The sequence below is a fragment of the Acinetobacter sp. YH12208 genome (genome assembly GCF_013418055.1).
GTDB classification, from domain to species: Bacteria; Pseudomonadota; Gammaproteobacteria; order Pseudomonadales; family Moraxellaceae; genus Acinetobacter; species Acinetobacter pseudolwoffii.
Genome location: NZ_VPCT01000001.1, coordinates 146,581 through 172,250, shown reverse-complemented (window position 1 = coordinate 172,250; position 25,670 = coordinate 146,581). Strand labels below are relative to the sequence as shown.

Here is a 25,670-nt window from a genome sequence, read left to right as displayed (position 1 = left end):
CAGACTTAGAATACGCCTTGAGCAAGCATTGCATCAGCCACTTTTACGAAGCCTGCAATGTTGGCACCGTCTACATAGTTCACAGTACCGTCTTCTTTGGTACCGAATTTTACGCAGTTACGGTGAATTTCTTTCATGATCGCATGTAAGCGCTCATCAACTTCCTCAAAGGTCCAGCCTAAACGCAATGCATTTTGCGACATTTCCAGACCAGAAGTGGCAACACCACCTGCATTTGATGCTTTACCTGGCGCATAAAGCGTTTTCGCTTCAACGAATTTCTCTACAGCAGCCAAGGTTGAAGGCATGTTTGCACCTTCAGCGACACAGATCACGCCATTTGCGAGAAGCTTTTCAGCATCCTCCGCATCCAGTTCGTTTTGAGTCGCGCATGGCAGTGCGATATCACATGGAATACCCCAAGGACGTTGTCCTTCCAGATATTCAAAACCATGTTTAGAGGCAAATTCTGAAATACGACCCCGTTTTACGTTTTTAAGTTCCATCACTTCAGCAAGCAATGCTTCAGTGAAACCGTCTTTGACGTGAACCGTACCCGCAGAGTCAGAAAGTGAAACCACTTTCGCGCCCAGATACAACGCTTTGTCAGCAGCATATTGCGCAACGTTACCAGAACCTGAAATTGCGACAACTTTGTCTTTGAAGCTTTCGCCACGAGACTTGAGCATTTCCTCAGCGAAATACACAGTACCGTAACCCGTTGCTTCCGGACGCGCCAATGAACCACCGAAGGTTAAACCTTTACCGGTGAATACACATGCAGTGTCGTTACTTAATTTTTTCATCATGCCGGCCATATAGCCCACTTCACGACCGCCCACACCAATATCACCTGCAGGGATATCTGTGTTCGCACCCAGGTGACGATATAGCTCGATCATTAAAGCTTGGCAGAAACGCATGATTTCGCCTTCTGATTTGCCTTTAGGGTCAAAATCAGAACCGCCTTTACCACCACCCATAGGAAGTGTGGTTAAAGCATTTTTAAATGTTTGCTCAAAGCCTAAGAATTTTAGGATTGAAAGATTCACGGAAGGGTGGAAACGCATACCACCTTTAAATGGACCGATCGCTGAGTTGTATTGTACGCGGAACGCACGGTTTACCTGAGTTTGACCTTGGTCATCTACCCAAGAAACTCGGAACTGGATCGCACGTTCTGGCTCAACTAGACGTTCTAGCAAACCATGTGCTGCGTATTGTGGATTCTTTTGAATGAATGGCCACAAACTGGTCATCACTTCTTCGACAGCTTGAAGAAATTCTGGTTGGTGTGCATCACGTGATTTTACGTAATCTAGGAACTCATTAAGTGTGTTGTATTTCAACGCTTAATCCTCAGCAGAAAATGGATCAAAATTGGTCAAATTTACAATCAATGTTAAATTTTGGCGCAAAATATTAAATATCTTTTGTAACTAATCTACAATACTTTTTTTGAAAATACTTTAAAATTAATTTGATAACAAATATTTATATTGATTATGAATATTTTTTCTATGTCAGGAAATGCCAATTGAATCAAGGCTTAGATTCAGATTTATGCTTAATAATAAAGCATAACTTGACCTTTAATTGCGCACGACTTAGGAGTTTAAAAATATGTTAAAATGCATAACTCGACATATTTTGTTTCACTTACTGCAAAGCTCAGCATGAGCAGCTCTGGTTATTCATGAATTCGCCAACTTCTCTGGTCCAATCGATTGATGCTTTACTCCCTCAAACCCAATGTGGACTCTGTGGTCATCGTGACGGATGTTTACCTTATGCCCAGTCGATTGCTGAGGGTGAAAATGCCAATAAATGTGTACCAGGCGGACAGCCTGTTGCCGATGCTTTGGCTGCATTATTAAATCGTCCTGAACTTGTGGCAGAAGAAAGTGTCTGGCCCATTCAAGCCGACGGTCGCCCGCAGCGCATCAAAGCCGTAATTCGTGAAGATGAATGTATAGGCTGTACCAAATGTATTAGCGCCTGCCCGGTCGATGCGATTATTGGCGCCGGCAAACTGATGCATACCATTCTGACCGATTTGTGTACTGGTTGCGAACTGTGCATTCCACCGTGTCCGGTTGACTGTATCGATCTGGTCGAAGACCCACAGCCTTTGCCGACTGAAGCACAGCGTATTGCTGAACAGGACGATTTACGTCAGCGCTATTATGCGCATATCCAGCGTGAAGAAAAACGCCGTACTGACCGTAAGGGCCCAGTCGTCCGTGCAGAAATCAATACTGCCCTGTTTGCCCAGTTCTCTGCTTTAAATGAGCAGCTTCCTGTGATTGGAGTTGTGAATAAGCCGGCGAATACTCCGATTACGCTAGATTCTAAAACCACGATTGAACTGGCAAAACTACGCACCCAAATTAAAAAGCTGGAAAAACAGCTTTCGGTTCGTGAAGATGCCAGCAAACGCCTGCAACTGACAGAATTAGCTGAAAAATTACAGACCTTACAGGGATAAGTACATGACCACTGCGAGCACAAAACCTGTAAAAAACATGACCAAAAAACAGATTCAGACCTTTTTTGAACGCCTGCGTGAACAGCGCCCCAATCCGAAAACCGAGCTGAATTATGCCAATCCCTTTGAATTACTGGTCGCCGTGACTCTGTCTGCCCAAGCCACCGATGTCAGCGTGAATAAGGCCACGGACAAACTGTTTCCAGTCGCCAATACACCGGAAACGATTTATGCGCTTGGTGTGGATGGTTTAAAGGAATATATCAAGACCATTGGTTTATATAACTCAAAAGCAGTCAACGTAATTAAAGCCTGTGAGATGCTGATTCAGAAGCACAACAGCGTGGTACCGGATAATCGTGCGGATCTGGAAGCCTTGCCGGGTGTGGGACGCAAAACGGCCAATGTGGTGCTGAATACTGCCTTTGGTCAACCGACCATGGCGGTGGATACACATATTTTCCGGGTTGGTAACCGTACCGGATTGGCTACAGGTAAAAATGTGCTTGAAGTTGAGCATCGACTGGTCAAAGTGATTCCGAAAGAATTTATCATTGATTCTCATCACTGGCTGATTTTACATGGCCGTTATTGCTGTATTGCCCGTAAACCGAAATGTCATGAATGTGTGGTCGCCGATGTGTGTAACTGGCCTGATCGTTTTGAATTTGGTGCAGCGCGCGCAATTGCAGTGAAGAATATCGCTATTTCTGAATAGAATTGCAGAACTAAACTAAGACCGAAAAAAAGGTGATCAATACCTCACCTTTTCTACAATTTTCAACATACCGCTTTTATTTAAAACTGGACTCAGCTTCCACTAAAGCATGCCGAATTATTTATTCTGATCGTGTTCAGCCTGTTCCTGTTCTTTTTTGCGCTGTTCAAGCTCCGCCTGCAATTTCGGGTGCAACTGGCGTTGTGGATGCTTGGCTGCATTTTCTGCACGTTCTTCCTGACGTACTTTATTCAGTATTTTAAAACTCATATAGAACAGACCCACCAACACTGCCAGAAATATAATCATTAACACCAACACGCCAAATTTCATAGCCACAGCACCTGTTCAAATACGCAATAAAAAAGAGCCCTAATATGACTTAGGGCTCTTCGATTGTCAAAATCATCGTTAGCCGATTATTTTGCTTGATCCAGAATCGCGAAAAGCTCAGTCTGAACCTGATCGATTGGACGCAGACCGTTTAACTTGTTGTAAGTCGGTGCATTTTCACCTGATGCTGCACGGCCCTGATAGAAGCCCACCAGTTGCTCAGTTTCAGTATGGTAAGAACCTAAACGCTTACGAATTGTCGCTTCCAGATCATCTGGACGCTGAACCAGATCTTCACCCGTTTCGTCATCTTTACCTTCCACTTTTGGCGGGTTGTAAACGATGTGATACACACGGCCAGATGCCGGGTGCTGACGACGGCCAGAAAGACGTTGTACGATCTCTTCATCTGGAACATCGATTTCAATCACGTGATCGATGTTGATACCTTCGTTTTCTAAAGCCTCTGCTTGAGGAATGGTACGCGGGAAACCATCAAAAATACAGCCATTTACACAATCAGGTTGCGCAATACGCTCTTTGACCAGACCAATGATCAACTCATCAGAAACCAAACCGCCATTGTCCATGACACTTTTAGCTTGTAGACCTAATTCAGTTCCTTCACGAATTGCAGCACGGAGCATATCACCGGTTGAAATTTGTGGGATATTGTAGCGCTTACAGATCAACTGAGCTTGTGTACCTTTACCTGCTCCAGGTGGTCCGAGTAAGATAATGCGCATATATAAACATCCTCATTTAAACAATATGTATGACGCCACGACCACAATCGCCCGATTGTGTCCCCCGGCATCTCATTATAAGAAAGCCACAAACAAATGGATTAAACCCGCGACAAAACCGGTTACCCCACCCAATAAAATCAGAATCCATTCATCTTCCTGAAATGCAGGACGTAACAGATTCTGAAACTCCTTCGGAGTCAACTCGCGTATGCGGTCTCTAAACATTTGATAGATTTTCTGTGCACGGCTCGCATTAAATGCTGGGTCGCATACAGGCACCATCGTAATTTCAATCGAGCGATCGATCAAGTCCGTCTTGAGTTTTGCATACTCTTTTGGCCCTAAAGACAGCTGTAAAGAGGTCCGAACCAGGGGTGTTTCCATAATTTCATTAATATGACGTTTGACAATGCGGCGGGTTTTGTCTTTTTTCCCGCCATACATCATCTCGGTCATGATCGATTTTAACGTAATCAGATCTTCTGTGACTACACTTGCGAAAACATCAGAGACTTCATCCTGACGTTTCATAAATGCGCCTTGTATGTTATAGGTGCCAATACGCGGAATGACAGGTTTAATCCATGGAAACTTGCGACTTGTGGTACGGCTAAAGAATTGCGGGTACTTTACCGGGTGCGGATAGAGCGGGTTGAATACCATCCAGATTGCAATCCAGTTGGTCAAAAAGCCCCAGATGGCAGCCCAGAACGGAACAGTCCAGTGCCAAGGCACCACGAACCAGACAATCATCTGGAAAATACCAAAGAACATGCCGATGAGTGCACTGATATGCCAAATAAAATTGATTTCTTTTTGGCCCACTTTCAGAAACATGCGCACCATTAACCGACGGTCACCTTCCATCTGGCTGACCACCATTTCACGCATATCGACAAGTGACTCGACGTTCATGGTCAGCTCGGTCACCAATTCACGCAAAATTGCCGGCATTTGTTTTTGTGCCTGTGCATAAATTCTGCGTTTGATGGCAAAAGGCAGGTTTTCCCAAAGGACTGCATTACGATCCATCATCACTTCATCAATCAGATGTTCCAGTTCAAAACCAACCTGTTCACCAATGATCCGTGCCATATCATCTGGATCCATGGCCTCTAAAAATTCGCGGATGGAACCTAGTTTAGACAAAGTGTTATCGGTAATAATGCCTGAAATACGGCCAGCTTTGCGTGGCACGATCCCCTGCCAGCCGACAGGTACAGGACCGAGATGGACACCCCAAAAATTGATCGGATAAAACACCATTTTCAGTGCCATCCAGACGTGAGCCCACGTTACAAATGCGGTCACCGGAATAATGCTGAGCACGGCCCAAAAATCCGGGCGATTCACAAAGGTTTGCCACAATTCGTTGACGTACTCAAGCATGCATAAGTTCCATATTTAATTTTTTGTTCACAGAATACACATATTTATAAGGTCAAATATTTTGTCTATAAACCGATACTTAAAGTATAGGAAAATTGTAGTCGCGGTTCAGTTTCGGCCACCACACGACCATTTCGATCTTCAAATTTCTCTCCGGCACCAATGCCGACACTAAAACTGCTGATTCGCTCTGAACTCAACAAAACATAGGCCAAATCAATTCCAGCACCTAAGCGGGCCTTGTATTCATTGTCGACGCGTTTGCTTTCAATATGACCCGCATAGCCTCCGACATAATACCCATTTTTATCCTTGCCGGTCAGATGCGCAGGATAACGAAAGCCTACTTGTCCCCCTATCGTTCGATCATCATCCAGAAAAACCCCACCTTTCACATAAGCAATCCCATAAGGATTAACCCATTCAGTATTTAAATGTACCAGCTTCCGGGTAAAACCAGCCCCAACATTAAAGGCTTTTGCCTGAGTCGCTTCTACTTTATCTGCAGTATTATTGATTTGATCATGTGCATAGGCCCCGTTCGCCCACAATGCAAACGCCAACAAAGGGTAAACCTTGTTCATTCCTTCACCATCTTCCTTAATTATAGTTTTTGGTATAGTCCTATTTTTATTCGATTTTACTGTATCAGAATTATCACAACTCTTATATACAGCACTTTACAATTTTCATGTCTGCAAAGTCAAAGCTTAAAGGAACTGATCGTAATGGCAGTTTTTCATTATCAAATCAAGTCCAGTTGCGTTAGAATATTCCACTTTGATTCTTTCCTCCTTTCCTCAGGTCTCAAGTCGATCGCGTATGAAGCAGCACTTTCCTTTAAAAAATGCACAACAAGAAAAGCGCATCTATCGTAGTCGAGTATGGATTTCTGTTGGAATCGTCATCTTTTTTATGCTGCTGCTGGTCAGCCGCTATGCTTATTTACAACTCTTTAATTTCGAGACCTTCAGTACCGCTTCTGACCAAAACCGGATTCGTCTGCAACCTCTGCCTCCAGCGCGCGGTTATATTTATGACCGTAACGGCGTATTGCTGGCCGATAACTACCCGGTTTTTACCGCAACTTTAAGCCGCGCCGATGTGCAGGATATTGACCAGACTTTGGAACGTCTGAAGCCTATTCTGGAGCTGACCGAAGAAGATATTGAACGCTTCCAAAGCCGGATCAAAACAGCACGTAGAACCGAACGGGTTTCGATCAAGCTCAACCTGAATGAAAATGATATTGCCCGTTTTAGCGAGGTCAAATATCAGTTTCCGGGCGTGAATATTGAAACCCAGATGACCCGCTATTATCCGCATGGCGACCTGTTTGCCCATGTGATTGGTTATGTGGGCCGGATTAATGACAAAGAACTCAAAGCCATTGACAAGGATCTGTATGCCGGGACCAACCTGATCGGGAAAATTGGGGTAGAAAAATCCTATGAAGAACTTCTGCATGGGGTGCCAGGAAATGAATCGGTAGAAGCGGATGCTTTTGGTAATGTGCTACGGCATTTGGGCCGTAAGGATCCGGTGCGCGGTAATGATCTGTTCTTGTCACTGGATTATGGTTTGCAGGTGGTGGCTTCAGAGCAACTGGCTGGACGCCGTGGTGCGATTGTGGCGATGAATCCGAAAACTGGGGAAATTCTGGCGCTGGTTTCCAGCCCAAGTTTCAATCCAAATCTGTTTGTGACCGGTATCAGTCATAAAGATTATAGTGATCTGCGTGATAATCTGGATCAACCTTTATACAACCGCGCCGTGCAAGGGGTTTATCCTCCTGGTTCAACCATTAAACCGATGTTTGCATTGGGCGGCCTGCATTATGGTCTGGTGGACTGGGATACCACTATTTCTGATCCGGGCTATTTCAGTCTGCCGGGCGATAGTCACCGCTTCCGTGACCATAAAAAATCCGGGCATGGCGCAGTCAACATGCACAAAGCTCAGGTCGTTTCTTGTGATACTTATTTCTATGTCATGTCCTACCGCATGGGCATTGAGAAAATGAACACCTGGATGCGTCAGTTTGGTTTTGGTGAAAAAACCGGCGTGGATTTACCAAGTGAAAGCTCAGGATTGTACCCGAACCCGGAATGGAAGATGCGTACCCGTAACGCCAAATGGTTACGTGGTGAAACTATTTCGGTGAGTATCGGTCAGGGGGCTTTCACTTCAACGCCGTTACAACTGGCCATGGCAACGGCCATTACCGCCAACCATGGCAATAAAGTCATTCCGCATGTGTTACGTGAAAGTCGCGGTGCCAAAACGTTCAAGGTACATAATGGTACCCACGGCAAAATCGATTTTAATGGTCAGGAAGAAGACTGGATCAAGATGCGTGATGCCATGGTCGACGTGATTCAATCTGGTACAGGCCGAGGCATCAAAAGTGGCTTACAATATTCCATTGCAGGTAAAACTGGTACAGCTCAGGTGAAGAGCATTGCTCAAGGCAAGCGTTATAATGAATCCTTATTGACCGACCGTCAGCTGGATCATGGCCTGTTTGTCGGTTTTGCACCTGCTGAAAATCCTGAAATTGCGATTGCGGTCATTCTGGAAAATGGTCGTGGCGGTAGTGCAGCCACTGTGCTGGCTCGTCCGATTTTTGATTATTGGTTGCTGCATAAAGATAAGAAGCCGGTACGCCCGCAAGGTCATCAGCTCAGTGGTGGTCTGATGACAGCCGGAATCAAGCCTGCTGAATTGCCAAGTGGTGCAGGCATGTTGAGTCAAGATGCAGCAACTGTAGCTCCAGCCAATATTCAGCCACCAGATCCTGCCACCAATCCATCTGCAAATGCAGCTGCTCCAGCTGTAGCGCCTCCTGCTCCCACACCGGTAGAACGAGACTAAAATGAAAAACCAACTTCGAATTATTGGGGGTGACTGGAAACGTCGTCAACTACCTTTTGCCAGCATTGAGGGTTTACGCCCGACGCCTGATCGAGTACGCGAAACCCTGTTTAACTGGCTTATGTGGGACGTACAAAATGCACAGGTTTTGGACATTTGTGCAGGATCTGGTGCCTTGGCTTTTGAAGCCTTATCGCGTGGTGCGGCCTCAGTCGTCATGATTGAACCAGATCGTACTCAGGCACAATTCCTGACCCAGAATCTTGAACTTTTACAAGTCACCAAAGCACGCGCCCAATTGAAAATAGCAACGGCGCAGCAAGCTTTAACCAGCCTGCAAACACAATTTGATCTGGTTTTTCTCGATCCACCGTATAGCCTGAACTTATGGGAAGAGCTGGCATTACAGGCAGATCATCTGGTGAAAAATAATGCTTATATTTATGTGGAAGCAGACCGTGATCTACAGTCGCTTAAATTACCAGTGTCATGGCGACTCATTAAAAATACCAAAGCCGGCACAGTGCGTGCAGGGCTTTATCAAAAAAGTGTTTCTTAAATAAAGTCACAATTAAGACCCATTAAAAAAGGATTCCGCGATGGAATCCTTTTTTGTCAATAATAGTCAAACTGAAAGATGCGAGAATCATTTTAGTCACGATCACGGCGCCAATCACGGTTGTCACCTCTGTCACGCTTCCAATCCCGATGATCTCTATGCTCCCGATTTTTCCAGTCACGATCCTTGTGGTCTCGATCATAATGTCCGTTGCGATCCCGGTGATCACGAGAACCATCATCCCATGGATCAACCACACAACCAGTTAATGACACTGCCAATACAGAAAGTAAAATCGCTTTTTTAATCATGTCCCTAATCTCTTTACTGCACCCTATCAGTATCAGGCGAGTTCATGGAGACTAAACGAACTCATTGTTGCTCTGTTGTAGTGATTTATGCATTTTTTATGCAGGAATAAAAAACTCATTCCTTATTTTCGCTTTAATATTTTACGCACATTTGAACTTTAATTTGCATAAATACAGCTAACTAAAAGCTTGGCTTTTGCCCTGATCTTTAGAATACTGCTGCCTTTCCTTCTGACCTGACCTTTATGACCTGGCTGTTATTTATTCTTGGTGCAATGGTCGCTGGTTTCGTACAGGGGCTGACCGGTTTTGCCTTTGCCCTGATTGCCATGTCATTCTGGGTCTGGGTATTGGCTCCGCAACTGGCAGCGCCCTTGCTGGTATTTGCTTCCATCTGGAGTCATTTAATTTCACTGACGCAGGAACAGAAGCCACCCATATTATCTAAACAGTGGCTACTGCCTTATTTAGTGGCGGGTCTGATTGGCGTACCGCTCGGCACTTACCTGCTGCACATCATTCAAGCTGATACATTTAAATTAGTTTTGGGCATTTTTCTGGTGCTCTGGTCTCCGCTGATGCTGCTCAATCCACAAATCAAAACCATTCAGCGCTCGGGAAAAATAGCCGACAGTAGTATCGGATTGATGGGTGGAATATTAGGCGGACTTGGTGGTTTTTGTGGAGCCGTCCCTTCAGCATGGGTGATGTTGAAACAACTCCCGAAAGCCCAGCAACGCTATATCTTGAGGCATTTTAATTTTGCAGTTCAGGTCTTCGCACTCGGTACCTATCTATGGCAAGGTATGATCGATCAAAGTCATTTACCCTATATGGCAGTGTTAATAGTTTTTGTCAGTATTCCGGCCATTTTAGGGGCAAAACTCTTCTATAAAATTTCTGAACTGCTGTTTAAACGTATTATCCTAAGTTTGCTGTTCAGCGCCGGCTGTTTTCTTATAGCGTCCCAATTCATTTAAGCCCAATCTCATGCAGAGTTGGTTTACTTTGCCTCAGGCTTGAATCCGCTGACATAACTGCTATGTTAGGGCCAATATTTCGTAATATAGATCATCATTATGCAGATTCGTGATCAGATTGTTCTCGTTACCGGCGGAGCACGTGGCTTGGGTTTGGCGATTACTCAAGCCCTATTGGCAGAAGGTGCTCGCGTCGTCGTCAATTATCATAGCAGTCAGCAAACCGCCGAACAGCTTGCGCAGCAGTATCCCGAGCAGGTCTTTATTTATCAGGCCGATGTCACTCAGGCTGATCAGGTACGGACTTTATTTGCTGCTGCAAAAAAGCATTTCGGGGAAGCGATTCATGCGGTCGTCAATAATGCGCTGATTCAGTTTGAATTTAATGGGGATGATCGTCCTAAGGTTGAAGATTTAACTTGGGAGACCATGTCGCGTCAATTCAGTGGTGCAGTACAGGCCGCCCTCAATACCACGCAAGCCGCACTGGACGATATGAAGCATGCGGGTTTTGGCCGGATCGTCAATATCGGCACAAACTTGGTGCAAAATCCGGTGGTTCCTTATCATGACTATACCGCAGCAAAAGCGGCTTTACTGGCCTTTACCCGCACTACGGCGCAGGATTTGGGACAATATGGTATTAATGTCAATATGCTCTCTGGCGGCCTGTTACAAACCACATATGCCAGTAAAGCCACACCAGACTTTGTTTTTGATCTGATTGCTCAATCAACTCCTTTACGCCGCGTGATAACACCGGAGGAGTTTTCTGCTGCAATCCTGATGTTTTTATCGCCTTATTCACGTGCCGTGACCGGACAAAACCTGATTGTGGATGGCGGCTTGGTTAAAGGTTAACTGACCAGAGAATAGACCGGGATTTTTAGATTCTATTGTTCTATTTTTTGACCATCTGGTAGATTAAAAAGGTTTTGTGACCGGATTTTACTTCTACAATACGGTGTTCCCATAAAACCTTTTGTCTATTTTCTATGAAATTTATCACGACATTGCTCAGTACCCTATTGCTGGCAGGTTGTATGTCTAGCGATCTGAAAAAATCGGAACAGCTGCTGCAAAATTTCCAGTGCTCCCAGATCGAGATGTCACAGATGTCGCATACCAGCATGACCGATTATTATCAGCATTCGCTCTATAGCACAAAATCCAAGGCCGAAGCGTATATCGAGCATTATCACCAAGGTGAAAAATTATTTGATATTCCGTTATCGGAAGTTGTGCAACAGCAATATGAGCTGTATAAAAGTGCCTGTCAAAGCCTCGGTGGAATTTTACCCGCTTCTGAAAACTAAGTAGTATTTGTCTGATATTCTTAATTCTTAGGCAATAAAAAAGCAGGGAAAATACCCTGCTCTTTTTACAACGCAATTTTAATTCTGATAATAACGCTGATCGACACTGAAACATTCAGGGAATTTTGGCTGAATATCTGCATAAAATGCCATGATTTCCCCCATATCTTTTTCATAATCCCCTGTCGGATAAACAATTTTACCTACACCAGTTTTTTTCTTAGCATAGTCCATATAAGCCAAAGCAATCGGTACACCCGCATTGATCGCAACATGATAAAAACCGGTTTTCCACTGTTCCTGTTTGGCACGCGTTGCTTCTGGTGTGACCAGCATGACCAGTTTGGGATGGGTCTTAAATAAATCCGTCATCACCTGTACCATGCTCGGACGCGGTTCACCCGGCTGCTTAGGTCGACGGTCAATCCCGATTCCGCCCATCGCCCGTACAAAAGGCCCCAATGGAAATTTCATATAACTGTCTTTAATGGTTAAGCGAACATTCACACCTAACGCTTTCAAAGCCAGACGCGCATAGAGTGCATCCCAGTTACTGGTATGAGGAGCAGCAATCATGACACATTGCTCTAAATCTAGTGGCCAGTGATTATCAATTTCCCAACCCATCATGTTCAGACTTTGTTCTGCTAACTTCTCAAACACCTTATGCACCAGTTCTATTCAAATCTGCGCAGATTCTAGCAATCTAAGCAAATATAGATAGTGCAAATTGCACAACAAATAACCAATTAATCTATATTTGTATAATTAGATTTTTCAAATAAAAAATGAATTAAACACTTATACATTTCAACTTAATTTACCCATCAAGCAGCACTCAGGTTTGACTACCTCGCTCCATCAACGATGATTGTGAAATAAATTCAAGAGCTTATTCACTAAAATGCTCCTACCCTCCTCATTTTGGGATATGGCAAAACATCACGTCTTTTTATACTTCCCTGACATTATAATTTCAGCAAGATTCTGATGAAAAAGACTTTAATTTGTCTTGCTTTAACGGGGTTAATCACGGCATGTGGCGGTTCGGACAATGATTAAGCCATATGAAAATATTCTTCGACAGCACTCAATTAAAAATTTCGGAAGCCCAAAATCCAGATGAAAGTGCAATTTTTACGAAAATTACCCTTCATAATTCGGGAATTATAGGTGCCTGGAGCTCAGGTTCGGGTAAACAATTATTCGTTTTCAAGGCAAATCATACATATACGCTAGTTGATGCTATCGGGCATGATCAAGTCGAAGCTGGAGACACATCTTGTAGTGGAGCGGGAATCGAATATGGTAACTACCAGATCCGAGATAGTAAATTATTTGTAGATTGTTCAGATCATTGATACCAACGGTTGTACAGGTCTTTCCGAGACTCATGCACATTTAGGTTTGTTAGGTACAATTGATGCTATTACCCTCACATTGACGGGAAGTGGCGAAGGTGGTTTTACACTCTCTCGACTCAACTAAAATAAAATCAACTCAGATAATCCCATCAGAAGATGGCGTTATCTTAATCAATATGTTCAAACTGAATCGTACATCCCATTAATAAGTGCATCAGCTCAATTTGTGAGGTGCAGTTGGTCTTTTCATAAATATTTTTAAAATAGGTGCGAACTGAACTTAGGGTAATACCACATTGCTCTGCAATATCTTCCAGCTTATAGCCATTAATTAACAATTCACATAAATCAAACTCTCGCTTTGACAGATGGTAGCACTGCTGTAGATAAGCTCTGGACAGTGAGTAATGCTGGTTCTTGTCGGTCATAAATAATGCAATCTGGTGCTGATCCGCTTGTAAAAGCTGCATATTTCTTAATTTTTTAAACGGCACGATTGTGAGCATTAATTGAGACCCTGTACTATCACTCAGTGCCAAGACTCCACCGACCTCAGCCTGAACCGTTGTAGCATCCAGTAAAGCACTTTCTAACAACTGATCAAGACGTGCCTGCTGAGAAGGATGGGTTTTTAGATGATTATGTCTATCCAGATCCAGACATGAACTTTGCTGAATCATCTGCTGTGCAACAGGATTGGAATAGCTTAAACACAAGTTTTGATCAAGCAGCACAATCCCTGTTTTTAAACCCTCCAATAGCGTATACAAGTTTAAATTATCTTGTTGAATCAAGCTGATTTGTCGGTGAATTTGTAAAGCCCGGCGTAAATGAATACTGATTCGTCGGAGAAAATCCAGCTCTGCCTGTTCAAAAGGCTGCACCTCAGGCGCACGATGGATACCGAGTACGGCCCAGCGATAATGACCTTGATCGAGCAACACGCCTGCCAGATAGCAGACACCTGTTGGCTTTAAACATTTTTCATAAAATACATAATGATCCGTACCGGGCCGCTCTGCATAATGCTGACAATTCTGATTTAGCGCATCCCCCATCTCAATATCATTCCATAAGGGCATATGGAGCTTCATATCAATCACTCTGATACGCTCATCCTGATAGGCAGCCAAACTTTCATTCGGGATATTATACGTGTGAACAAAATCATAGCCTGGATTAAGCTGATCCAGACCGGTAAAGATTGCACTCTTACTTTTAGTGTAGCTCACGATATCTTCGATCACCTCCAGCCACAAAGCTGGCAATAATGCAGCATCATAAATTTTTGCAATAAGATTATTTTCTTGTTCTAATTTCATTGCTGCCTCATTTTTTATAGTTCTTTCTTAATCATAGCGCCAAGCAGCCCTTGGTGAAACGACATAAAATACCTTTAATATTTTATGAAAATCCCTGAAGTCTATTGATTGATGAATAACTTTGATCTGATTCACCTAATGAATCAAACTTTAACAAGATTGCTCTATTTATCTATACAGACTGCTTTTTAATGTAATTAGCTAACAAATAAATCCATAGGATCAAAACAATGAAGAAATTTATATTCACCGCTGCGATGGCAGTCGCTATTTCATCAACGTTGACAGCATGTTCAAAACAGAATGACAATGAGCCAATGAATCATAATGCACCATCCAGCCCAGCGATGACGGAGCAAAATAACCCCGGTACCAATCTGACTCGGGCTGATAGCGCAGAGACCTCATTAGATTGGGCAGGTGAATATGAAGGTGTATTTCCTTGTGCCGACTGTGAAGGCATTAAAGTCGAGTTACAGCTTAATTCAGATAAGACTTATGAACTGAGTGAAGAATATTTAGGGAAAGCTAATAATAATGAATTTGAACTCAAAGGCAGTTTTAGTTTTGATCCTCAGGATCCATCACTCATCACATTAGATAACAAAGCTGAAAACCGTAAATTCTTTGTTGGCGAAAATTTTATCGAAGCACGTGATGTTGAATCAGGTAAAAAAATTGAGAGTAATTTAAATTACAAATTAGTTAAAAAGTCTTCATCATAATTTTGTAAAGACATAAAAAACCCCCGCATATTGCGGGGATTTTTTTATAGCTCAGTATAAGGAGTAATTACTTACCGCCAAATACGTATGATACACCTACACGGCCACCAACTTCGTTACCGCCAGCGAAACCAAGAGCAGCACTTACAGAAGTACGGCCATCAGCAAACACGCTTGCAACACCTAGAGCACCAGCAGACTCACCTTCATAGTGACCTACACCGCCAAATACAGCGAATTGACCAGCACCGATGTTAGGAATTTGTTGTTGAGCAGCTAATGCAATTGCCACACCACGGTAAGCAGTTTTTTCTACGTCATCAACACGTGAATTCAACTGATCTACACGGCTATTTAATTGACCAGCTGTAGTGTTGAATTGAGTCAAACGAGAATCAACTTCAGTAATTTTGGCATCGATTGCTTTATTAGCATCAGCAACTGCAGTATCAACAGTAGAAGTAATGCTTTGGCCATTTACAAGGAAACCAGCAGCATCGATTGTACCAGTAGTTTTGATACCATCTGCTGTAATAGTGGTTTTAGCATCTGTGGTACCATTTGCATCGGTTGTAGATTTTTTAACTTCTAAACCATACACATTACCGCCTTCTGAATCAGTAGCGATAATACCAGTTTCTACACTTTGAGACTTAGTTGTAGTTGGACCATTTGTACCAACCTGGAAATCTGTACCTGCTGGAATTACACCTGCAGATGCATTGGTATCACTACCACCCACTAAAATTTGACCAGCATTGTCAAAAGATTGTACCGATTCACCGTAAACAGTTTTGGTAGCACCTACAAATGCTGTTGAATTAATTTGGTTTGTAACACCACCAAATAAGCCTGAAGCTGCGCCAGCACCTACTAATGTAAGGTTTTCGATTGAGTCGGCAGTTGTTTCAGTAAGTTTCTTATCAGCAGAAACTGAATAATATTTACCATTAAACTCAATAATTTGTGCATCACGAACACCAGCTTCACTAATTGTACCATAAGCTTTTAGCGGTGTAGTATCTACAGCTGTGCCACCAACAATTTGCTGTGATGTCAAAGTACCTGTTTCATAATTAATAGAAACATCACCATTCAAATTTTCTGGGTTAACTTTAATTAATGTTAAACCATGTGCATTAAGTGCAGTCTCAGCAACAGTAGTTGTACCATTTGCAGCAACAAGCACCTCTGTTGAAACTAGACCAAGGTTGTTACCATTCGAACCGTCAAAAGCACCTACAGAAAGATTTTGGAATTTACCATTGCCAACAATAGAGCTATCTGCTTCTTGCAATAAACCATCAATCGGTTGCTCATCACCTTCGATTTCGCTGGTTACGTTACCAGAAAATTGAACTTCATCGCCTATTACAGTTGTATTAGAAGATAATGAATATTCCCAAGTATGAGCTTCACCTGCAATTACTTCTGTAAGTTGAGGTTGTTCAGGACCACCGACAATAGTTTCAGTACCTACTAAACCACCACGTACAAACGTATAACCTTCTGCCTTAATAGTTGCAACTGACTGATTTGCTAATTCATTAAATTTATAGTCAGTAGTAGAACCATCAATTAAGTCACGTGTATAAACTTTGTTACCAATTGCATATACATAAGTTGGCTCTGTCGCACCTTCTTCAGTGAATGCATACTGATCGACAACTTGCTCACCTTTTTTTGGCTCAGCCGCATTCGCCATTGTGAATGAAGCTAAAGTTAAAGCAGCTGCTAAAAGAGTCTTTTGAAATTTCATGTAAATTTCCTTCAATTTTTATAAAAAGACTGGTCTACCCTAGGATTGATGTAAACCAGCAAAACTGAGTTGAATGTCTGGTTGTTCTGGAGACTGCCATCCACTACCTGCCGCTGCTAGAGCGGACCTGAGGCAATAATATACAAAACGAAACAAAGATATCAATCAATATTTGATTTATTTTTAAATTTAAAATTGATTTTAAGGGTGAAAATAATATGAAATTAACTTAAGATTTTGTTTTAAATAGCAATTTAAGAAATAAAAAATGATAAAGTAACCTTGATTAATTAACAGATTGATTACCTGATATTTGTATTAAGCTAAACTAAACATAAAATATAGAAACAAATAATAATTACAAATAATTACAACAAGATAGGCTAAAAAACTTTGTTACAATTGAAATATGAGTCGAGTTTTCTTAAAATTATGCTCTTAAAATCATTGTAGTATTTTTAAATACATTTTTAAGATAAAACTTATAAAGTGTATGATGAGATAGAAAGAGAGAACTTAATTTATGAGCAATCAACAAGAAAAAAAATTATTTGCTGAACGATTGAAACAAGCTTTACTGGATGCTGCACACCCTATTAGCCCTACTTTTTTATCTAGGGAATTCAATCACCGTTATGACGGCAGCCCAATTTCAGTACAATCTGCAAATAACTGGTTATTAGGTAAGGCCATCCCTAGCCAAGATAAACTTTCTATTTTAGCAATCTGGCTAAATGTATCTAATCAATGGCTAAGATTTGGAGACCAGGATATTAGTCCGAGTGCTCAGATTTCAGAACATGATATTGGAGATCTAGACTATTATCTGAAGTTTCGCGCTTTAAAAAATCATCATAAAGATATCATTAAAAAGTTGATTGATGAGTTAAATCAATTGTAATTTTTATGCGTGAAATAAGCTAAAATTTTTTTATGCTCATGCTCATACCTCTGTAAACGATCTTCATATTCCTTTAATTTTCGGTATAAAGACTTTAATTCACATTTACTAATCAATACCAGTTCAGAATGATCCTCTGAACTTTTCCCCTCATTATTTATAACTGTACTGTTCATATAGCCGCACATCAATTATATTTTGATTAAATCATAAATCAAAAATTTATATATTCCAAGATCAAATGTTACAAAAATAAACATTAATCAATTTTTTAATAAAAAATGATACCCTGTTTGCATTTTTTAATCTAGATCAAACTTATGTCTCAAATTTTACTCTATTTTTTATTGAAATCGTACTTTTTTATCAAGAAATAAAAAAAATCCCTACCTGAGGTAGGGATTTTTCAAGATCAAATGATCAACATGAATTACATCATGCCGCCCATTCCACCCATGCCGCCCATATCAGGCATTGCAGGTTTGTCTTCCGGGATATCAGTGATCATACATTCAGTTGTCAGCATTAAAGCAGCCACAGAAGCAGCATGCTCAAGTGCAGAACGCGTTACTTTTGCCGGGTCAAGAATACCCATTTCAAGCATATCGCCATAAACACCAGTTGCAGCGTTATAGCCGAAGTTGCCTTCGCCATTTTTCACAGCGTTGATTACGACTGAAGGTTCATCACCTGCATTCGATACGATTTGACGAAGTGGTGCTTCGATTGCACGACGAAGGATGTTGATACCTACATTTTGGTCATCATTCGCGCCAGTTACGTTATCCAATACTTTCGCTGCACGTACAAGTGCAACACCACCACCTGCAACCACACCTTCTTCAACCGCAGCACGCGTTGCATGAAGGGCATCATCTACACGGTCTTTCTTCTCTTTCATTTCAACTTCAGTCGCAGCACCGATTTTGATCACTGCAACACCGCCTGCCAATTTAGCAACACGTTCTTGAAGTTTTTCTTTGTCATATTCAGACGTAGATTCTTCAATTTGCGCACGGATTTGCTGAACACGTTCAGAAATTTGACCTGCATTACCCGCACCATCCACAATCACTGTGTTTTCTTTAGATACAGTCACTTTATGTGCAGTACCTAAATGTTCAAGTGCAGTTTGATCTAGCTGCATGCCAATTTCTTCAGAAATCACCGTACCGCCAGTCAAGATCGCAATGTCTTGCAGCATCGCTTTACGACGATCACCAAAACCAGGTGCTTTAACTGCACATACTTTGATGATGCCGCGCATGTTGTTGACAACCAAAGTTGCCAACGCTTCGCCTTCAACATCTTCAGCGATGATCAAAAGCGGTTTACCTGTTTTCGCAACAGCTTCAAGTACAGTGATCAATTCACGAATGTTGCTGATTTTTTTGTCAACCAGAAGAATGAACGGATTTTCAAGCTCCGCAGTTAACGTGTCTTGCTTGTTTGCGAAGTATGGCGAGATGTAACCGCGGTCAAACTGCATACCCTCTACCACATCTAGAGAATCTTCAAAGCCTGAACCTTCTTCTACAGTGATGACGCCTTCTTTGCCCACTTTTTCCATTGCTTGCGCAATCAGTTTACCTACAGTGGTGTCAGAGTTTGCAGAGATCGAACCGACTTGTTCAATCGCTTTAGAATCAGACGCAGGTTGAGCAGTTGCTTTAATTTCAGCAACCAAAGATTTAACAGCGATATCGATACCGCGTTTCAAGTCCATTGGGTTCATACCCGCTGTAACGGACTTGATGCCTTCGTTCAAAATTGCTTGAGCCAATACAGTTGCAGTGGTTGTACCGTCACCTGCGATGTCATTGGTTTTTGAAGAAACTTCTCGAACCAGCTGAGCACCCATATTTTCGAATTTATCTTTTAGGGTGATTTCTTTGGCAACCGTTACACCATCTTTGGTGATGTGTGGCGCACCGAAAGAACGGTCGATCACAACGTTACGGCCTTTAGGACCTAGTGTTACTTTCACTGCATCTGCAAGGATATTCACACCAGCAATCATTTTGCTGCGCGCTGAATCACCAAATTTTACGTCTTTAGCTGACATTTTTGACTCCAAATACTTTTAATATCTTTTAAATTCTGATGAACATAAGACGACTTTAAACGGAAATTAAGCAAATACCGCTAAAATGTCAGATTCTTTCATAATAAGAAGTTCTTCGCCGTCAACTTTCACAGTTGTACCCGCATACGTACCGAACAATACTTTATCGCCAACTTTTACATCTAGCGCACGTACACCATTGTCAGTGATTTGACCATTACCTACAGCAATGATTTCACCTTGAGCTGGTTTTTCTGCAGCAGAACCAGGAAGTAAAATACCGCCAGCTGTTTTAGTTTCTTCTTCAACACGACGAATAACAACGCGGTCATGTAATGGACGAATGTTGCTCATATTTAACTCCATCAGACTAAGTCTTTTTTAGGTCACTGATGACGACTTAATTATTCCATGGGTCATCATCAAAAATTTTTGATGTCACTTTTATGGAGATGGAATAAAACGCTTCAAGGGCAAAAATGAAAAAAAATTGCTTTTTTTTAACGAATACTGATTTTTCGTCTATTTATTCAACATATCAGGCTTTAACAGAAAGGACTGGGTCACATCATCGAATAAATACTGGGAAATTTTTCCTGATGCATCAATCAGATTAAAACTATTTGGCTCTTTTTTATGTAGCCGATGCGAGGCTGAAGTACCTGCATGTACATCATAAACAGGATGATCTGCCCCCAACTCAAAGATCAGGTTCAAATCATAAACCGCAGGTTGATGCAGATGTCCATGCAAGACTGCAAACAGGCCATGTGCTGCCCAAGCCTCTAAAGCAATTTTGGCCATCAATGGACTATCCTTAAAACCGCGCTTATTTTGAAAAGGCACATAGAACGGTTGATGGCTGACAATAATTTTTAATTTGGAAGAAGGCGCTTGGCCTAATTTCCGATCAATACGCTGAATCTGCTCAAGCGATAAATGCCCTTTGGTGTGATAGCGGCGCCGGATTGAGTTCACCCCCACCAGATAAAAGTTGTCTGTTTCAAGTGTGGGTTCAAGTTCACCAAAAAAAAGCTGATAACGGGTAAATGGATTGAACAGCCGATTCCACAAATGATAGAGCGGAATATCATGATTACCCGGAATTACCAGATAAGGTGTCTCAAGCTGATCTAAAAACCGCTTACAGGCCAAAAACTGACTTAAACGTGCGCGTTGGGTCAGATCACCACTGACGACGACCGCTTCCAGAGGATGAGTCTGACAGAACTGTCGAATTGCCTCTAAACACTCGGGTTTTTCTGTCCCAAAATGCAGATCAGACAGATGCAGGATCATGCGGCACCCTTACACTCAGGCTGTTTTTTAAAACAGAAATATTGAGGGGCGGCGCCATTTCTACGATTTCGCCATCAATCGCCACCATCAATTTCTTGGATCTAGATTCGATACGGACTTGATCGGCAGCAAAACTGTAAACATCCGAAGCCTGATCAATCTTGCCACGAACCAACTGATACACAAGCTTAAATAAAGTTAGCTTATCACTTTTAGAAACCACTACTCCTGCGACTTTACCCTGCTCTGCTGCTTTGGCAATCTGCATTTTCATATCTGCCAGTTGCAAGGGATTGTTGCCAAAAAAGATCAGGGGTGTTTTTACCGGATATTTCTTGTGATCTACCCAGATTTCCAGTTTCAGTTCCTTACGGTCGCGAATCAGCACATCCAGTGCGGAAGTATAGGCATGTAACGGCAATCGACCAAACCGCCGGTTATAATCTTCACGTTTTTTGATAAATAAGGGATACAGGCCCAAACTGGCATTATTCAGATAAATATCCTGATTAATTTGGGCTACATTGATACGTTTAGATTGTCCCGTGGCAATCACTTTAGCGGCTTCAATTAAATCCAGGGGAATATCTAATAATTTGGCTACATAATTAAAAGTACCCAAGGGTAAAATTCCGACAGAAATTTGCGTATTTAATAAATGCTTGGCGACTGTATTTAAAGTACCATCCCCACCTGCTGCCACCACGATGCCTGCTTCATCCGACGCTAAATGTCGTGTCAACACCTCCGCCATAACATGATCAAATTGCTGTGAATCATTGATTTCATAGGCTTTAGTCTGATAACCTTGCGCTGAAAATATTTCAGTCAGTTGTTCATAGATCCCTTCTGGCCCTTGTATGCGAAAACCAGCATTATGATTATAAATAAGCGATAAGGGTTTAGATTGATTAGACATTTTTCGCACAACTTTATGAAGCCTATTGGCATTTTGTCCAATTCATAGACAATTAACAGTAGCTTTATGTAAAATTCAAATGGCAACCATTTATTTAATCAATAACGAATATGAGACGTGCTATAAAATTAATAAATTGATTTTATTAATAATTTTTAAAATAAATACCAACCATAATTAAAATAAATAACCAAGGTAATTCAAATATTTAGTTTTATCTTATTGTTTTCATTATATTTAAAAATAAAATAGCATTATATACCAAAAGAAATCTAGTGCTTCTTTGGTCTTATTTTTTTTATCATTTTATGCTTTAATACAGCCACTTTTTTTCATATATCATCCGGGCAACATTTTTATTGCTCGGATTGTACTTTGTACATCCTTTTTGTACACATTTGAGATAGGCCTCACCATGACCCAAGTGAACGCACCAGAATTCGTTCGTCACCCTAAGCTTATTGCTTGGGTGGAAGAGATTGCTAAATTAACAAAACCAGCAAAAATTGAATGGTGTGACGGTAGCGCAGAAGAATATCAACGTTATATCGACTTGATGATCGCTAACGGCACAATGCAAGCACTGAATCAAGAAACTCATCCTGGTTCTTATCTTGCGAATTCTGATCCTTCTGACGTTGCTCGTGTTGAAGGTCGTACTTACATTTGCTCTGAAAACAAAGAAGACGCTGGCGCAACCAACAACTGGGAAGCACCTGCTGAAATGCGCGCTCGCCTCAACGGTTTGTTTGATGGTTCTATGAAAGGTCGTACTTTGTACGTTGTGCCTTTCTCTATGGGTCCTTTAGGTTCTCATATTGCACATATCGGTATCGAATTAACAGATTCTCCTTACGTTGCTGTAAGCATGTCTAAAATGGCTCGCATGGGTAAAGCTGTTTATGACGTTCTAGGTACTGATGGCGAATACGTTCCATGTGTACATACTGTGGGCGCTCCGCTAGAACAAGGCGAAAAAGACGTTGCATGGCCTTGCAACCCTGAAAAATACATCGTGCATTATCCAGAAACTCGTGAGATCTGGTCTTACGGTTCTGGTTACGGCGGTAACGCATTGCTTGGTAAAAAATGCCTGGCTTTACGTATTGCATCATTTATGGGTCGTCAACAAGGCTGGTTAGCTGAACACATGCTGATCCTTGGCGTAACGAATCCACAAGGTGAAAAACACTACATCGCAGCTGCATTCCCGTCTGCATGTGGTAAAACAAACTTCGCGATGTTGATTCCACCAGCGGGCTACGAAGGCTGGAAAATTGAAACTGTAGGTGACGATATTGCTTGGATCAAACCAGGTGAAGATGGTCGCTTATATGCCATCAACCCTGAAGCTGGTTTCTTCGGTGTAGCGCCTGGTACAAATACCAAGACCAACCCGAACTGTATGGCAACATTAACTAAAGATGTGATCTATACCAACGTTGCTGTAACTGACAACGGCGAAGTATGGTGGGAAGGTCTTTCTAAAGAAGTACCTGCTAACCTGACCAACTGGAAAGGTCAACCTCACACTGGCGAAGAAAAAGCTGCGCATCCAAATGCTCGCTTCACTGTTGCTGCTGGTCAATGCCCTTCGATTGACGCTGACTGGGAAAATCCAGCAGGTGTTCCAATTTCTGCGTTCATCTTCGGTGGTCGCCGCGCGGACACAGTGCCTCTAATTTCAGAAGCATTTGACTGGGTTGATGGTGTTTACAAAGCTGCAACCATGGGCTCTGAAACCACCGCTGCTGCTGTTGGTCAACAAGGTATTGTTCGTCGTGACCCGTTCGCAATGCTTCCTTTCGCTGGCTACAACATGGCGGATTACTTCACGCACTGGTTAGAAATGGGCGAGCAAGTTGCTGAGAAAGCTGAAGCTGCTGGCAACAAACTTCCTGGGATCTATAACGTGAACTGGTTCCGTCGTGACGCTGAAGGCAACTTCGTATGGCCTGGTTTCGGTCAAAACATGCGCGTTCTTGAGTGGATCATTGACCGCTGTGAAGGTCGTGCAACTGCTGTTGACACACCAATTGGCCGCGTTCCAACTTATGAACAGTTGAACTGGACTGGTTCTGACTTTACTAAAGAACAATTTGACCTTGTGACTGCTCAAGATAAAGATCAATGGATCAAAGAACTTGAAAGCCACACTGAATTGTTCGACAAACTTGGTGGTCGTTTGCCAGAAGCGTTAAAACAACGTCAAGCAGAATTAATTGCTGCGGTTAAATCTGCTTAATTGCTGATTTGATTCAAAAAAGGTCGCGTAAGCGGCCTTTTTTATTAAATGGATAAACAATTGATCACAATTGACCACAATTGACCAGAGCAGCAGTTGAAGCAAACTATGGCATAATTAGCGCAAGACTTTAGGAACTATAAAGATGAAAAGAACAACAGTCATTTTAGCTCTGGCTGCAAGCAGCTTCATGTTGAGTGCGTGTCAGACTGCACCACATCAGTTCAACGGAAAAAGTGGCTATGAAATTCTGGAACGTTCAGGCAATACAGCAACCTTGAGCTATACGCTTTCAGGACGGCCTAATCAGGATGAAAGAAGATTACAGGCAGCCTGTCAACAGACTTTGGGCGGTTCAAAAACCTATAATATTCAGATTTTAAGCACTAATGAAATTTCTAATCCACTTGCGGAGCAGGAACAATATGGCCGCCAATTAGGTAATAGCCGCACGCAAATCAGCTTAAGCAATACCCCAGATCTATATAATAGCGAGAATCTCGGTGCACGCGAAGCCTTAGACGCCCGCCCAACCACGATGCGTGTCATTCGTTATACTTGTTCTTAATATCCGATATATTCAAAGCAACACAATAAAAAGGGCTTATTGCCCTTTTTATTTTTCAAATTCAACGTGTTTTATAAAAATTGACATTACGAAATTCTGGTGATTCATCCAGGTCTGGCCAGGTCGTCGCGCTACGTTCATCCAGCTTTATATACTTTGGATGACTAAAATTTTTGACTCGACTGTCTGCTACCCATACTTCAGGTGCGAATTTTAAAAATTCATCCAGGAAGAAACGGTTGCATTGATCATAGAGCACATCTGCGGCTAACAGAATATCTAGCTGCTCTGCCTTATACAGATCATCCAAATATTCAAGCTCGACACTATTCAGCTCTGCATTGGCACGACATGCATCCAGACTGATCTGGTCGATATCACAGCAAATCACCCGTTTTGCGCCTGCCATTTTCGCTGCGATCGCCACTACACCCGAACCCGCACCAAAATCCAGTACCACCTTGTCTTTGACATGCTGTGGTTCAGCCAATAGCCATTGAGCCATAGACAAGCCAGACGCCCAACAAAAGATCCAATACGGCGTATCATTCCAGATACGACGAATCACTTCATCATCGAGTTTATCTGTTGGAAATACCGGTGGAATGAGCCATAAAGAAATAGGCGTATCGGGAAGCTGCTGCGCCTGTAATTCACAATGTGGAATCACATCATGTAAGGCTTTTAGCAGATGCTGAGGGGCTTTAGGCAATTGAAAGGTACAGCTCATTGGGTTTTCTTTTAATTTATATCTATATATTCAAAAAATCCCCCCCAACCCCTCTT

The 25,670-nt window shown here is 42.2% G+C and carries 26 protein-coding genes; 12 read left to right on the top strand and 14 right to left on the bottom strand.

Features of this window, described 5'->3' with window-relative positions; genetic code table 11:
- Window positions 1-5: 5 nt before the first annotated feature.
- Window positions 6-1,349, bottom strand: a complete 1,344-nt coding sequence (gene gdhA / locus FTU95_RS00770) for an NADP-specific glutamate dehydrogenase (protein WP_005096336.1) — start codon at window positions 1,347-1,349, stop codon at window positions 6-8.
- A 347-nt stretch (window positions 1,350-1,696) separates the two neighbouring features.
- Here gdhA and FTU95_RS00765 point away from each other — a divergent pair, with 347 nt between their 5' ends.
- Window positions 1,697-2,488 (top strand): RnfABCDGE type electron transport complex subunit B, encoded by a 792-nt coding sequence (locus tag FTU95_RS00765; RefSeq protein WP_005096333.1) that lies wholly within the window; start codon window positions 1,697-1,699, stop codon window positions 2,486-2,488.
- 4 nt (window positions 2,489-2,492) lie between these two features.
- Entirely contained in the window at window positions 2,493-3,206 is a 714-nt protein-coding gene (gene nth, locus FTU95_RS00760) for an endonuclease III (RefSeq protein ID WP_100328794.1), read from the top strand.
- Between the two features lie 117 nt (window positions 3,207-3,323).
- Here nth and FTU95_RS00755 read toward each other — a convergent pair whose 3' ends face one another.
- The 4 genes from FTU95_RS00755 to FTU95_RS00740 form a co-directional block, all read right to left on the bottom strand.
- Window positions 3,324-3,539: a hypothetical protein gene (locus FTU95_RS00755; RefSeq protein WP_100534398.1), complete on the bottom strand. Its 216-nt coding sequence runs from the start codon at window positions 3,537-3,539 to the stop codon at window positions 3,324-3,326.
- A gap of 86 nt (window positions 3,540-3,625) precedes the next feature.
- Window positions 3,626-4,285 (bottom strand): adenylate kinase, encoded by a 660-nt coding sequence (gene adk, locus FTU95_RS00750; protein ID WP_005096329.1) that lies wholly within the window; start codon window positions 4,283-4,285, stop codon window positions 3,626-3,628.
- A gap of 75 nt (window positions 4,286-4,360) precedes the next feature.
- Window positions 4,361-5,677 (bottom strand): hypothetical protein, encoded by a 1,317-nt coding sequence (locus FTU95_RS00745; protein WP_005096327.1) that lies wholly within the window; start codon window positions 5,675-5,677, stop codon window positions 4,361-4,363.
- A gap of 65 nt (window positions 5,678-5,742) precedes the next feature.
- Window positions 5,743-6,261 (bottom strand): hypothetical protein, encoded by a 519-nt coding sequence (locus FTU95_RS00740; protein WP_005096326.1) that lies wholly within the window; start codon window positions 6,259-6,261, stop codon window positions 5,743-5,745.
- 238 nt (window positions 6,262-6,499) lie between these two features.
- On the opposite strand from FTU95_RS00740, the gene mrdA reads away from it, so the two are divergent.
- On the top strand, window positions 6,500-8,551 hold the full coding sequence (gene mrdA, locus FTU95_RS00735; protein ID WP_005171906.1) for a penicillin-binding protein 2: 2,052 nt from the start codon (window positions 6,500-6,502) through the stop codon (window positions 8,549-8,551).
- Window position 8,552: 1 nt separating this feature from the next.
- Complete coding sequence (rsmD, locus tag FTU95_RS00730) at window positions 8,553-9,110, top strand: 16S rRNA (guanine(966)-N(2))-methyltransferase RsmD (RefSeq protein WP_180077232.1); 558 nt, start codon at window positions 8,553-8,555, stop codon at window positions 9,108-9,110.
- Between the two features lie 92 nt (window positions 9,111-9,202).
- On the opposite strand, the gene FTU95_RS00725 is transcribed toward rsmD, so the two are convergent.
- On the bottom strand, window positions 9,203-9,421 hold the full coding sequence (locus FTU95_RS00725; protein ID WP_005171910.1) for a hypothetical protein: 219 nt from the start codon (window positions 9,419-9,421) through the stop codon (window positions 9,203-9,205).
- 245 nt (window positions 9,422-9,666) lie between these two features.
- Here FTU95_RS00725 and FTU95_RS00720 point away from each other — a divergent pair, with 245 nt between their 5' ends.
- From FTU95_RS00720 to FTU95_RS00710, 3 genes are all read left to right on the top strand, one after another.
- The gene (locus tag FTU95_RS00720) at window positions 9,667-10,401 is read left to right on the top strand and encodes a sulfite exporter TauE/SafE family protein (protein ID WP_005171912.1); all 735 of its coding nucleotides are present in this window, start codon (window positions 9,667-9,669) and stop codon (window positions 10,399-10,401) included.
- A gap of 99 nt (window positions 10,402-10,500) precedes the next feature.
- Window positions 10,501-11,262 (top strand): 3-oxoacyl-ACP reductase, encoded by a 762-nt coding sequence (locus tag FTU95_RS00715; RefSeq protein ID WP_180077230.1) that lies wholly within the window; start codon window positions 10,501-10,503, stop codon window positions 11,260-11,262.
- Between the two features lie 134 nt (window positions 11,263-11,396).
- A complete protein-coding gene (locus tag FTU95_RS00710) occupies window positions 11,397-11,717 on the top strand; it encodes a hypothetical protein (protein ID WP_005096317.1) in 321 nt (106 codons plus the stop codon).
- Between the two features lie 78 nt (window positions 11,718-11,795).
- On the opposite strand, the gene FTU95_RS00705 is transcribed toward FTU95_RS00710, so the two are convergent.
- The gene (locus tag FTU95_RS00705; RefSeq protein ID WP_180077454.1) at window positions 11,796-12,344 is read right to left on the bottom strand and encodes a 1-acyl-sn-glycerol-3-phosphate acyltransferase; all 549 of its coding nucleotides are present in this window, start codon (window positions 12,342-12,344) and stop codon (window positions 11,796-11,798) included.
- 440 nt (window positions 12,345-12,784) lie between these two features.
- Between FTU95_RS00705 and FTU95_RS00700 the strand changes: the two genes are divergently transcribed.
- Window positions 12,785-13,078: a hypothetical protein gene (locus FTU95_RS00700; RefSeq protein WP_159516440.1), complete on the top strand. Its 294-nt coding sequence runs from the start codon at window positions 12,785-12,787 to the stop codon at window positions 13,076-13,078.
- Window positions 13,079-13,248: 170 nt separating this feature from the next.
- On the opposite strand, the gene FTU95_RS00695 is transcribed toward FTU95_RS00700, so the two are convergent.
- Complete coding sequence (locus FTU95_RS00695) at window positions 13,249-14,403, bottom strand: LuxR C-terminal-related transcriptional regulator (RefSeq protein ID WP_180049624.1); 1,155 nt, start codon at window positions 14,401-14,403, stop codon at window positions 13,249-13,251.
- Window positions 14,404-14,633: 230 nt separating this feature from the next.
- Here FTU95_RS00695 and FTU95_RS00690 point away from each other — a divergent pair, with 230 nt between their 5' ends.
- Window positions 14,634-15,128: a copper resistance protein NlpE gene (locus FTU95_RS00690; protein WP_005096313.1), complete on the top strand. Its 495-nt coding sequence runs from the start codon at window positions 14,634-14,636 to the stop codon at window positions 15,126-15,128.
- Window positions 15,129-15,195: 67 nt separating this feature from the next.
- On the opposite strand, the gene FTU95_RS00685 is transcribed toward FTU95_RS00690, so the two are convergent.
- Window positions 15,196-16,887 carry a YadA-like family protein gene (locus FTU95_RS00685; RefSeq protein ID WP_180077228.1) on the bottom strand — a complete coding sequence of 564 codons (1,692 nt, stop codon included), beginning with the start codon at window positions 16,885-16,887 and terminating at the stop codon, window positions 15,196-15,198.
- 523 nt (window positions 16,888-17,410) lie between these two features.
- Here FTU95_RS00685 and FTU95_RS00680 point away from each other — a divergent pair.
- On the top strand, window positions 17,411-17,788 hold the full coding sequence (locus FTU95_RS00680; RefSeq protein WP_180077226.1) for a hypothetical protein: 378 nt from the start codon (window positions 17,411-17,413) through the stop codon (window positions 17,786-17,788).
- Window positions 17,789-18,218: 430 nt separating this feature from the next.
- On the opposite strand, the gene groL is transcribed toward FTU95_RS00680, so the two are convergent.
- The 4 genes from groL to FTU95_RS00660 form a co-directional block, all read right to left on the bottom strand.
- The gene (groL, locus tag FTU95_RS00675) at window positions 18,219-19,853 is read right to left on the bottom strand and encodes a chaperonin GroEL (RefSeq protein WP_005096312.1); all 1,635 of its coding nucleotides are present in this window, start codon (window positions 19,851-19,853) and stop codon (window positions 18,219-18,221) included.
- Window positions 19,854-19,919: 66 nt separating this feature from the next.
- Window positions 19,920-20,207 carry a co-chaperone GroES gene (gene groES, locus FTU95_RS00670; RefSeq protein WP_005096311.1) on the bottom strand — a complete coding sequence of 96 codons (288 nt, stop codon included), beginning with the start codon at window positions 20,205-20,207 and terminating at the stop codon, window positions 19,920-19,922.
- A gap of 168 nt (window positions 20,208-20,375) precedes the next feature.
- Window positions 20,376-21,152, bottom strand: a complete 777-nt coding sequence (locus tag FTU95_RS00665) for a metallophosphoesterase (protein ID WP_005096310.1) — start codon at window positions 21,150-21,152, stop codon at window positions 20,376-20,378.
- Window positions 21,133-22,071 (bottom strand): diacylglycerol kinase family protein, encoded by a 939-nt coding sequence (locus tag FTU95_RS00660; RefSeq protein ID WP_180077224.1) that lies wholly within the window; start codon window positions 22,069-22,071, stop codon window positions 21,133-21,135. Before FTU95_RS00660 ends, FTU95_RS00665 begins: the two co-directional genes overlap by 20 nt.
- A gap of 415 nt (window positions 22,072-22,486) precedes the next feature.
- On the opposite strand from FTU95_RS00660, the gene FTU95_RS00655 reads away from it, so the two are divergent.
- A complete protein-coding gene (locus FTU95_RS00655; protein WP_005096308.1) occupies window positions 22,487-24,316 on the top strand; it encodes a phosphoenolpyruvate carboxykinase (GTP) in 1,830 nt (609 codons plus the stop codon).
- 145 nt (window positions 24,317-24,461) lie between these two features.
- On the top strand, window positions 24,462-24,884 hold the full coding sequence (locus tag FTU95_RS00650; RefSeq protein ID WP_180077222.1) for a hypothetical protein: 423 nt from the start codon (window positions 24,462-24,464) through the stop codon (window positions 24,882-24,884).
- Window positions 24,885-24,945: 61 nt separating this feature from the next.
- Here the strand turns inward: FTU95_RS00650 and FTU95_RS00645 are convergent, their stop codons facing one another.
- Window positions 24,946-25,614, bottom strand: a complete 669-nt coding sequence (locus FTU95_RS00645; RefSeq protein ID WP_180077220.1) for a methyltransferase — start codon at window positions 25,612-25,614, stop codon at window positions 24,946-24,948.
- Between the last annotated feature and the right edge of the window lie 56 nt (window positions 25,615-25,670).

Coding starts and splice junctions, on each gene's coding strand:
- rsmD (WP_180077232.1), top strand. CDS start 8,553: ATGAAAAACCAACTTCGAATTATTGGGGGTGACTGGAAACGTCGTCAA.
- FTU95_RS00655 (WP_005096308.1), top strand. CDS start 22,487: ATGACCCAAGTGAACGCACCAGAATTCGTTCGTCACCCTAAGCTTATT.
- FTU95_RS00665 (WP_005096310.1), bottom strand. CDS start 21,152: ATGATCCTGCATCTGTCTGATCTGCATTTTGGGACAGAAAAACCCGAG.
- FTU95_RS00725 (WP_005171910.1), bottom strand. CDS start 9,421: ATGATTAAAAAAGCGATTTTACTTTCTGTATTGGCAGTGTCATTAACT.
- FTU95_RS00660 (WP_180077224.1), bottom strand. CDS start 22,071: ATGTCTAATCAATCTAAACCCTTATCGCTTATTTATAATCATAATGCT.
- FTU95_RS00710 (WP_005096317.1), top strand. CDS start 11,397: ATGAAATTTATCACGACATTGCTCAGTACCCTATTGCTGGCAGGTTGT.
- FTU95_RS00705 (WP_180077454.1), bottom strand. CDS start 12,344: ATGGGTTGGGAAATTGATAATCACTGGCCACTAGATTTAGAGCAATGT.
- FTU95_RS00700 (WP_159516440.1), top strand. CDS start 12,785: ATGAAAATATTCTTCGACAGCACTCAATTAAAAATTTCGGAAGCCCAA.
- groL (WP_005096312.1), bottom strand. CDS start 19,853: ATGTCAGCTAAAGACGTAAAATTTGGTGATTCAGCGCGCAGCAAAATG.
- FTU95_RS00680 (WP_180077226.1), top strand. CDS start 17,411: ATGAGCAATCAACAAGAAAAAAAATTATTTGCTGAACGATTGAAACAA.
- FTU95_RS00645 (WP_180077220.1), bottom strand. CDS start 25,614: ATGAGCTGTACCTTTCAATTGCCTAAAGCCCCTCAGCATCTGCTAAAA.
- FTU95_RS00740 (WP_005096326.1), bottom strand. CDS start 6,261: ATGAACAAGGTTTACCCTTTGTTGGCGTTTGCATTGTGGGCGAACGGG.
- adk (WP_005096329.1), bottom strand. CDS start 4,285: ATGCGCATTATCTTACTCGGACCACCTGGAGCAGGTAAAGGTACACAA.
- groES (WP_005096311.1), bottom strand. CDS start 20,207: ATGAGCAACATTCGTCCATTACATGACCGCGTTGTTATTCGTCGTGTT.
- FTU95_RS00685 (WP_180077228.1), bottom strand. CDS start 16,887: ATGAAATTTCAAAAGACTCTTTTAGCAGCTGCTTTAACTTTAGCTTCA.
- FTU95_RS00695 (WP_180049624.1), bottom strand. CDS start 14,403: ATGAAATTAGAACAAGAAAATAATCTTATTGCAAAAATTTATGATGCT.
- FTU95_RS00720 (WP_005171912.1), top strand. CDS start 9,667: ATGACCTGGCTGTTATTTATTCTTGGTGCAATGGTCGCTGGTTTCGTA.
- FTU95_RS00745 (WP_005096327.1), bottom strand. CDS start 5,677: ATGCTTGAGTACGTCAACGAATTGTGGCAAACCTTTGTGAATCGCCCG.
- FTU95_RS00765 (WP_005096333.1), top strand. CDS start 1,697: ATGAATTCGCCAACTTCTCTGGTCCAATCGATTGATGCTTTACTCCCT.
- FTU95_RS00650 (WP_180077222.1), top strand. CDS start 24,462: ATGAAAAGAACAACAGTCATTTTAGCTCTGGCTGCAAGCAGCTTCATG.
- FTU95_RS00755 (WP_100534398.1), bottom strand. CDS start 3,539: ATGAAATTTGGCGTGTTGGTGTTAATGATTATATTTCTGGCAGTGTTG.
- nth (WP_100328794.1), top strand. CDS start 2,493: ATGACCACTGCGAGCACAAAACCTGTAAAAAACATGACCAAAAAACAG.
- FTU95_RS00715 (WP_180077230.1), top strand. CDS start 10,501: ATGCAGATTCGTGATCAGATTGTTCTCGTTACCGGCGGAGCACGTGGC.
- mrdA (WP_005171906.1), top strand. CDS start 6,500: ATGAAGCAGCACTTTCCTTTAAAAAATGCACAACAAGAAAAGCGCATC.
- FTU95_RS00690 (WP_005096313.1), top strand. CDS start 14,634: ATGAAGAAATTTATATTCACCGCTGCGATGGCAGTCGCTATTTCATCA.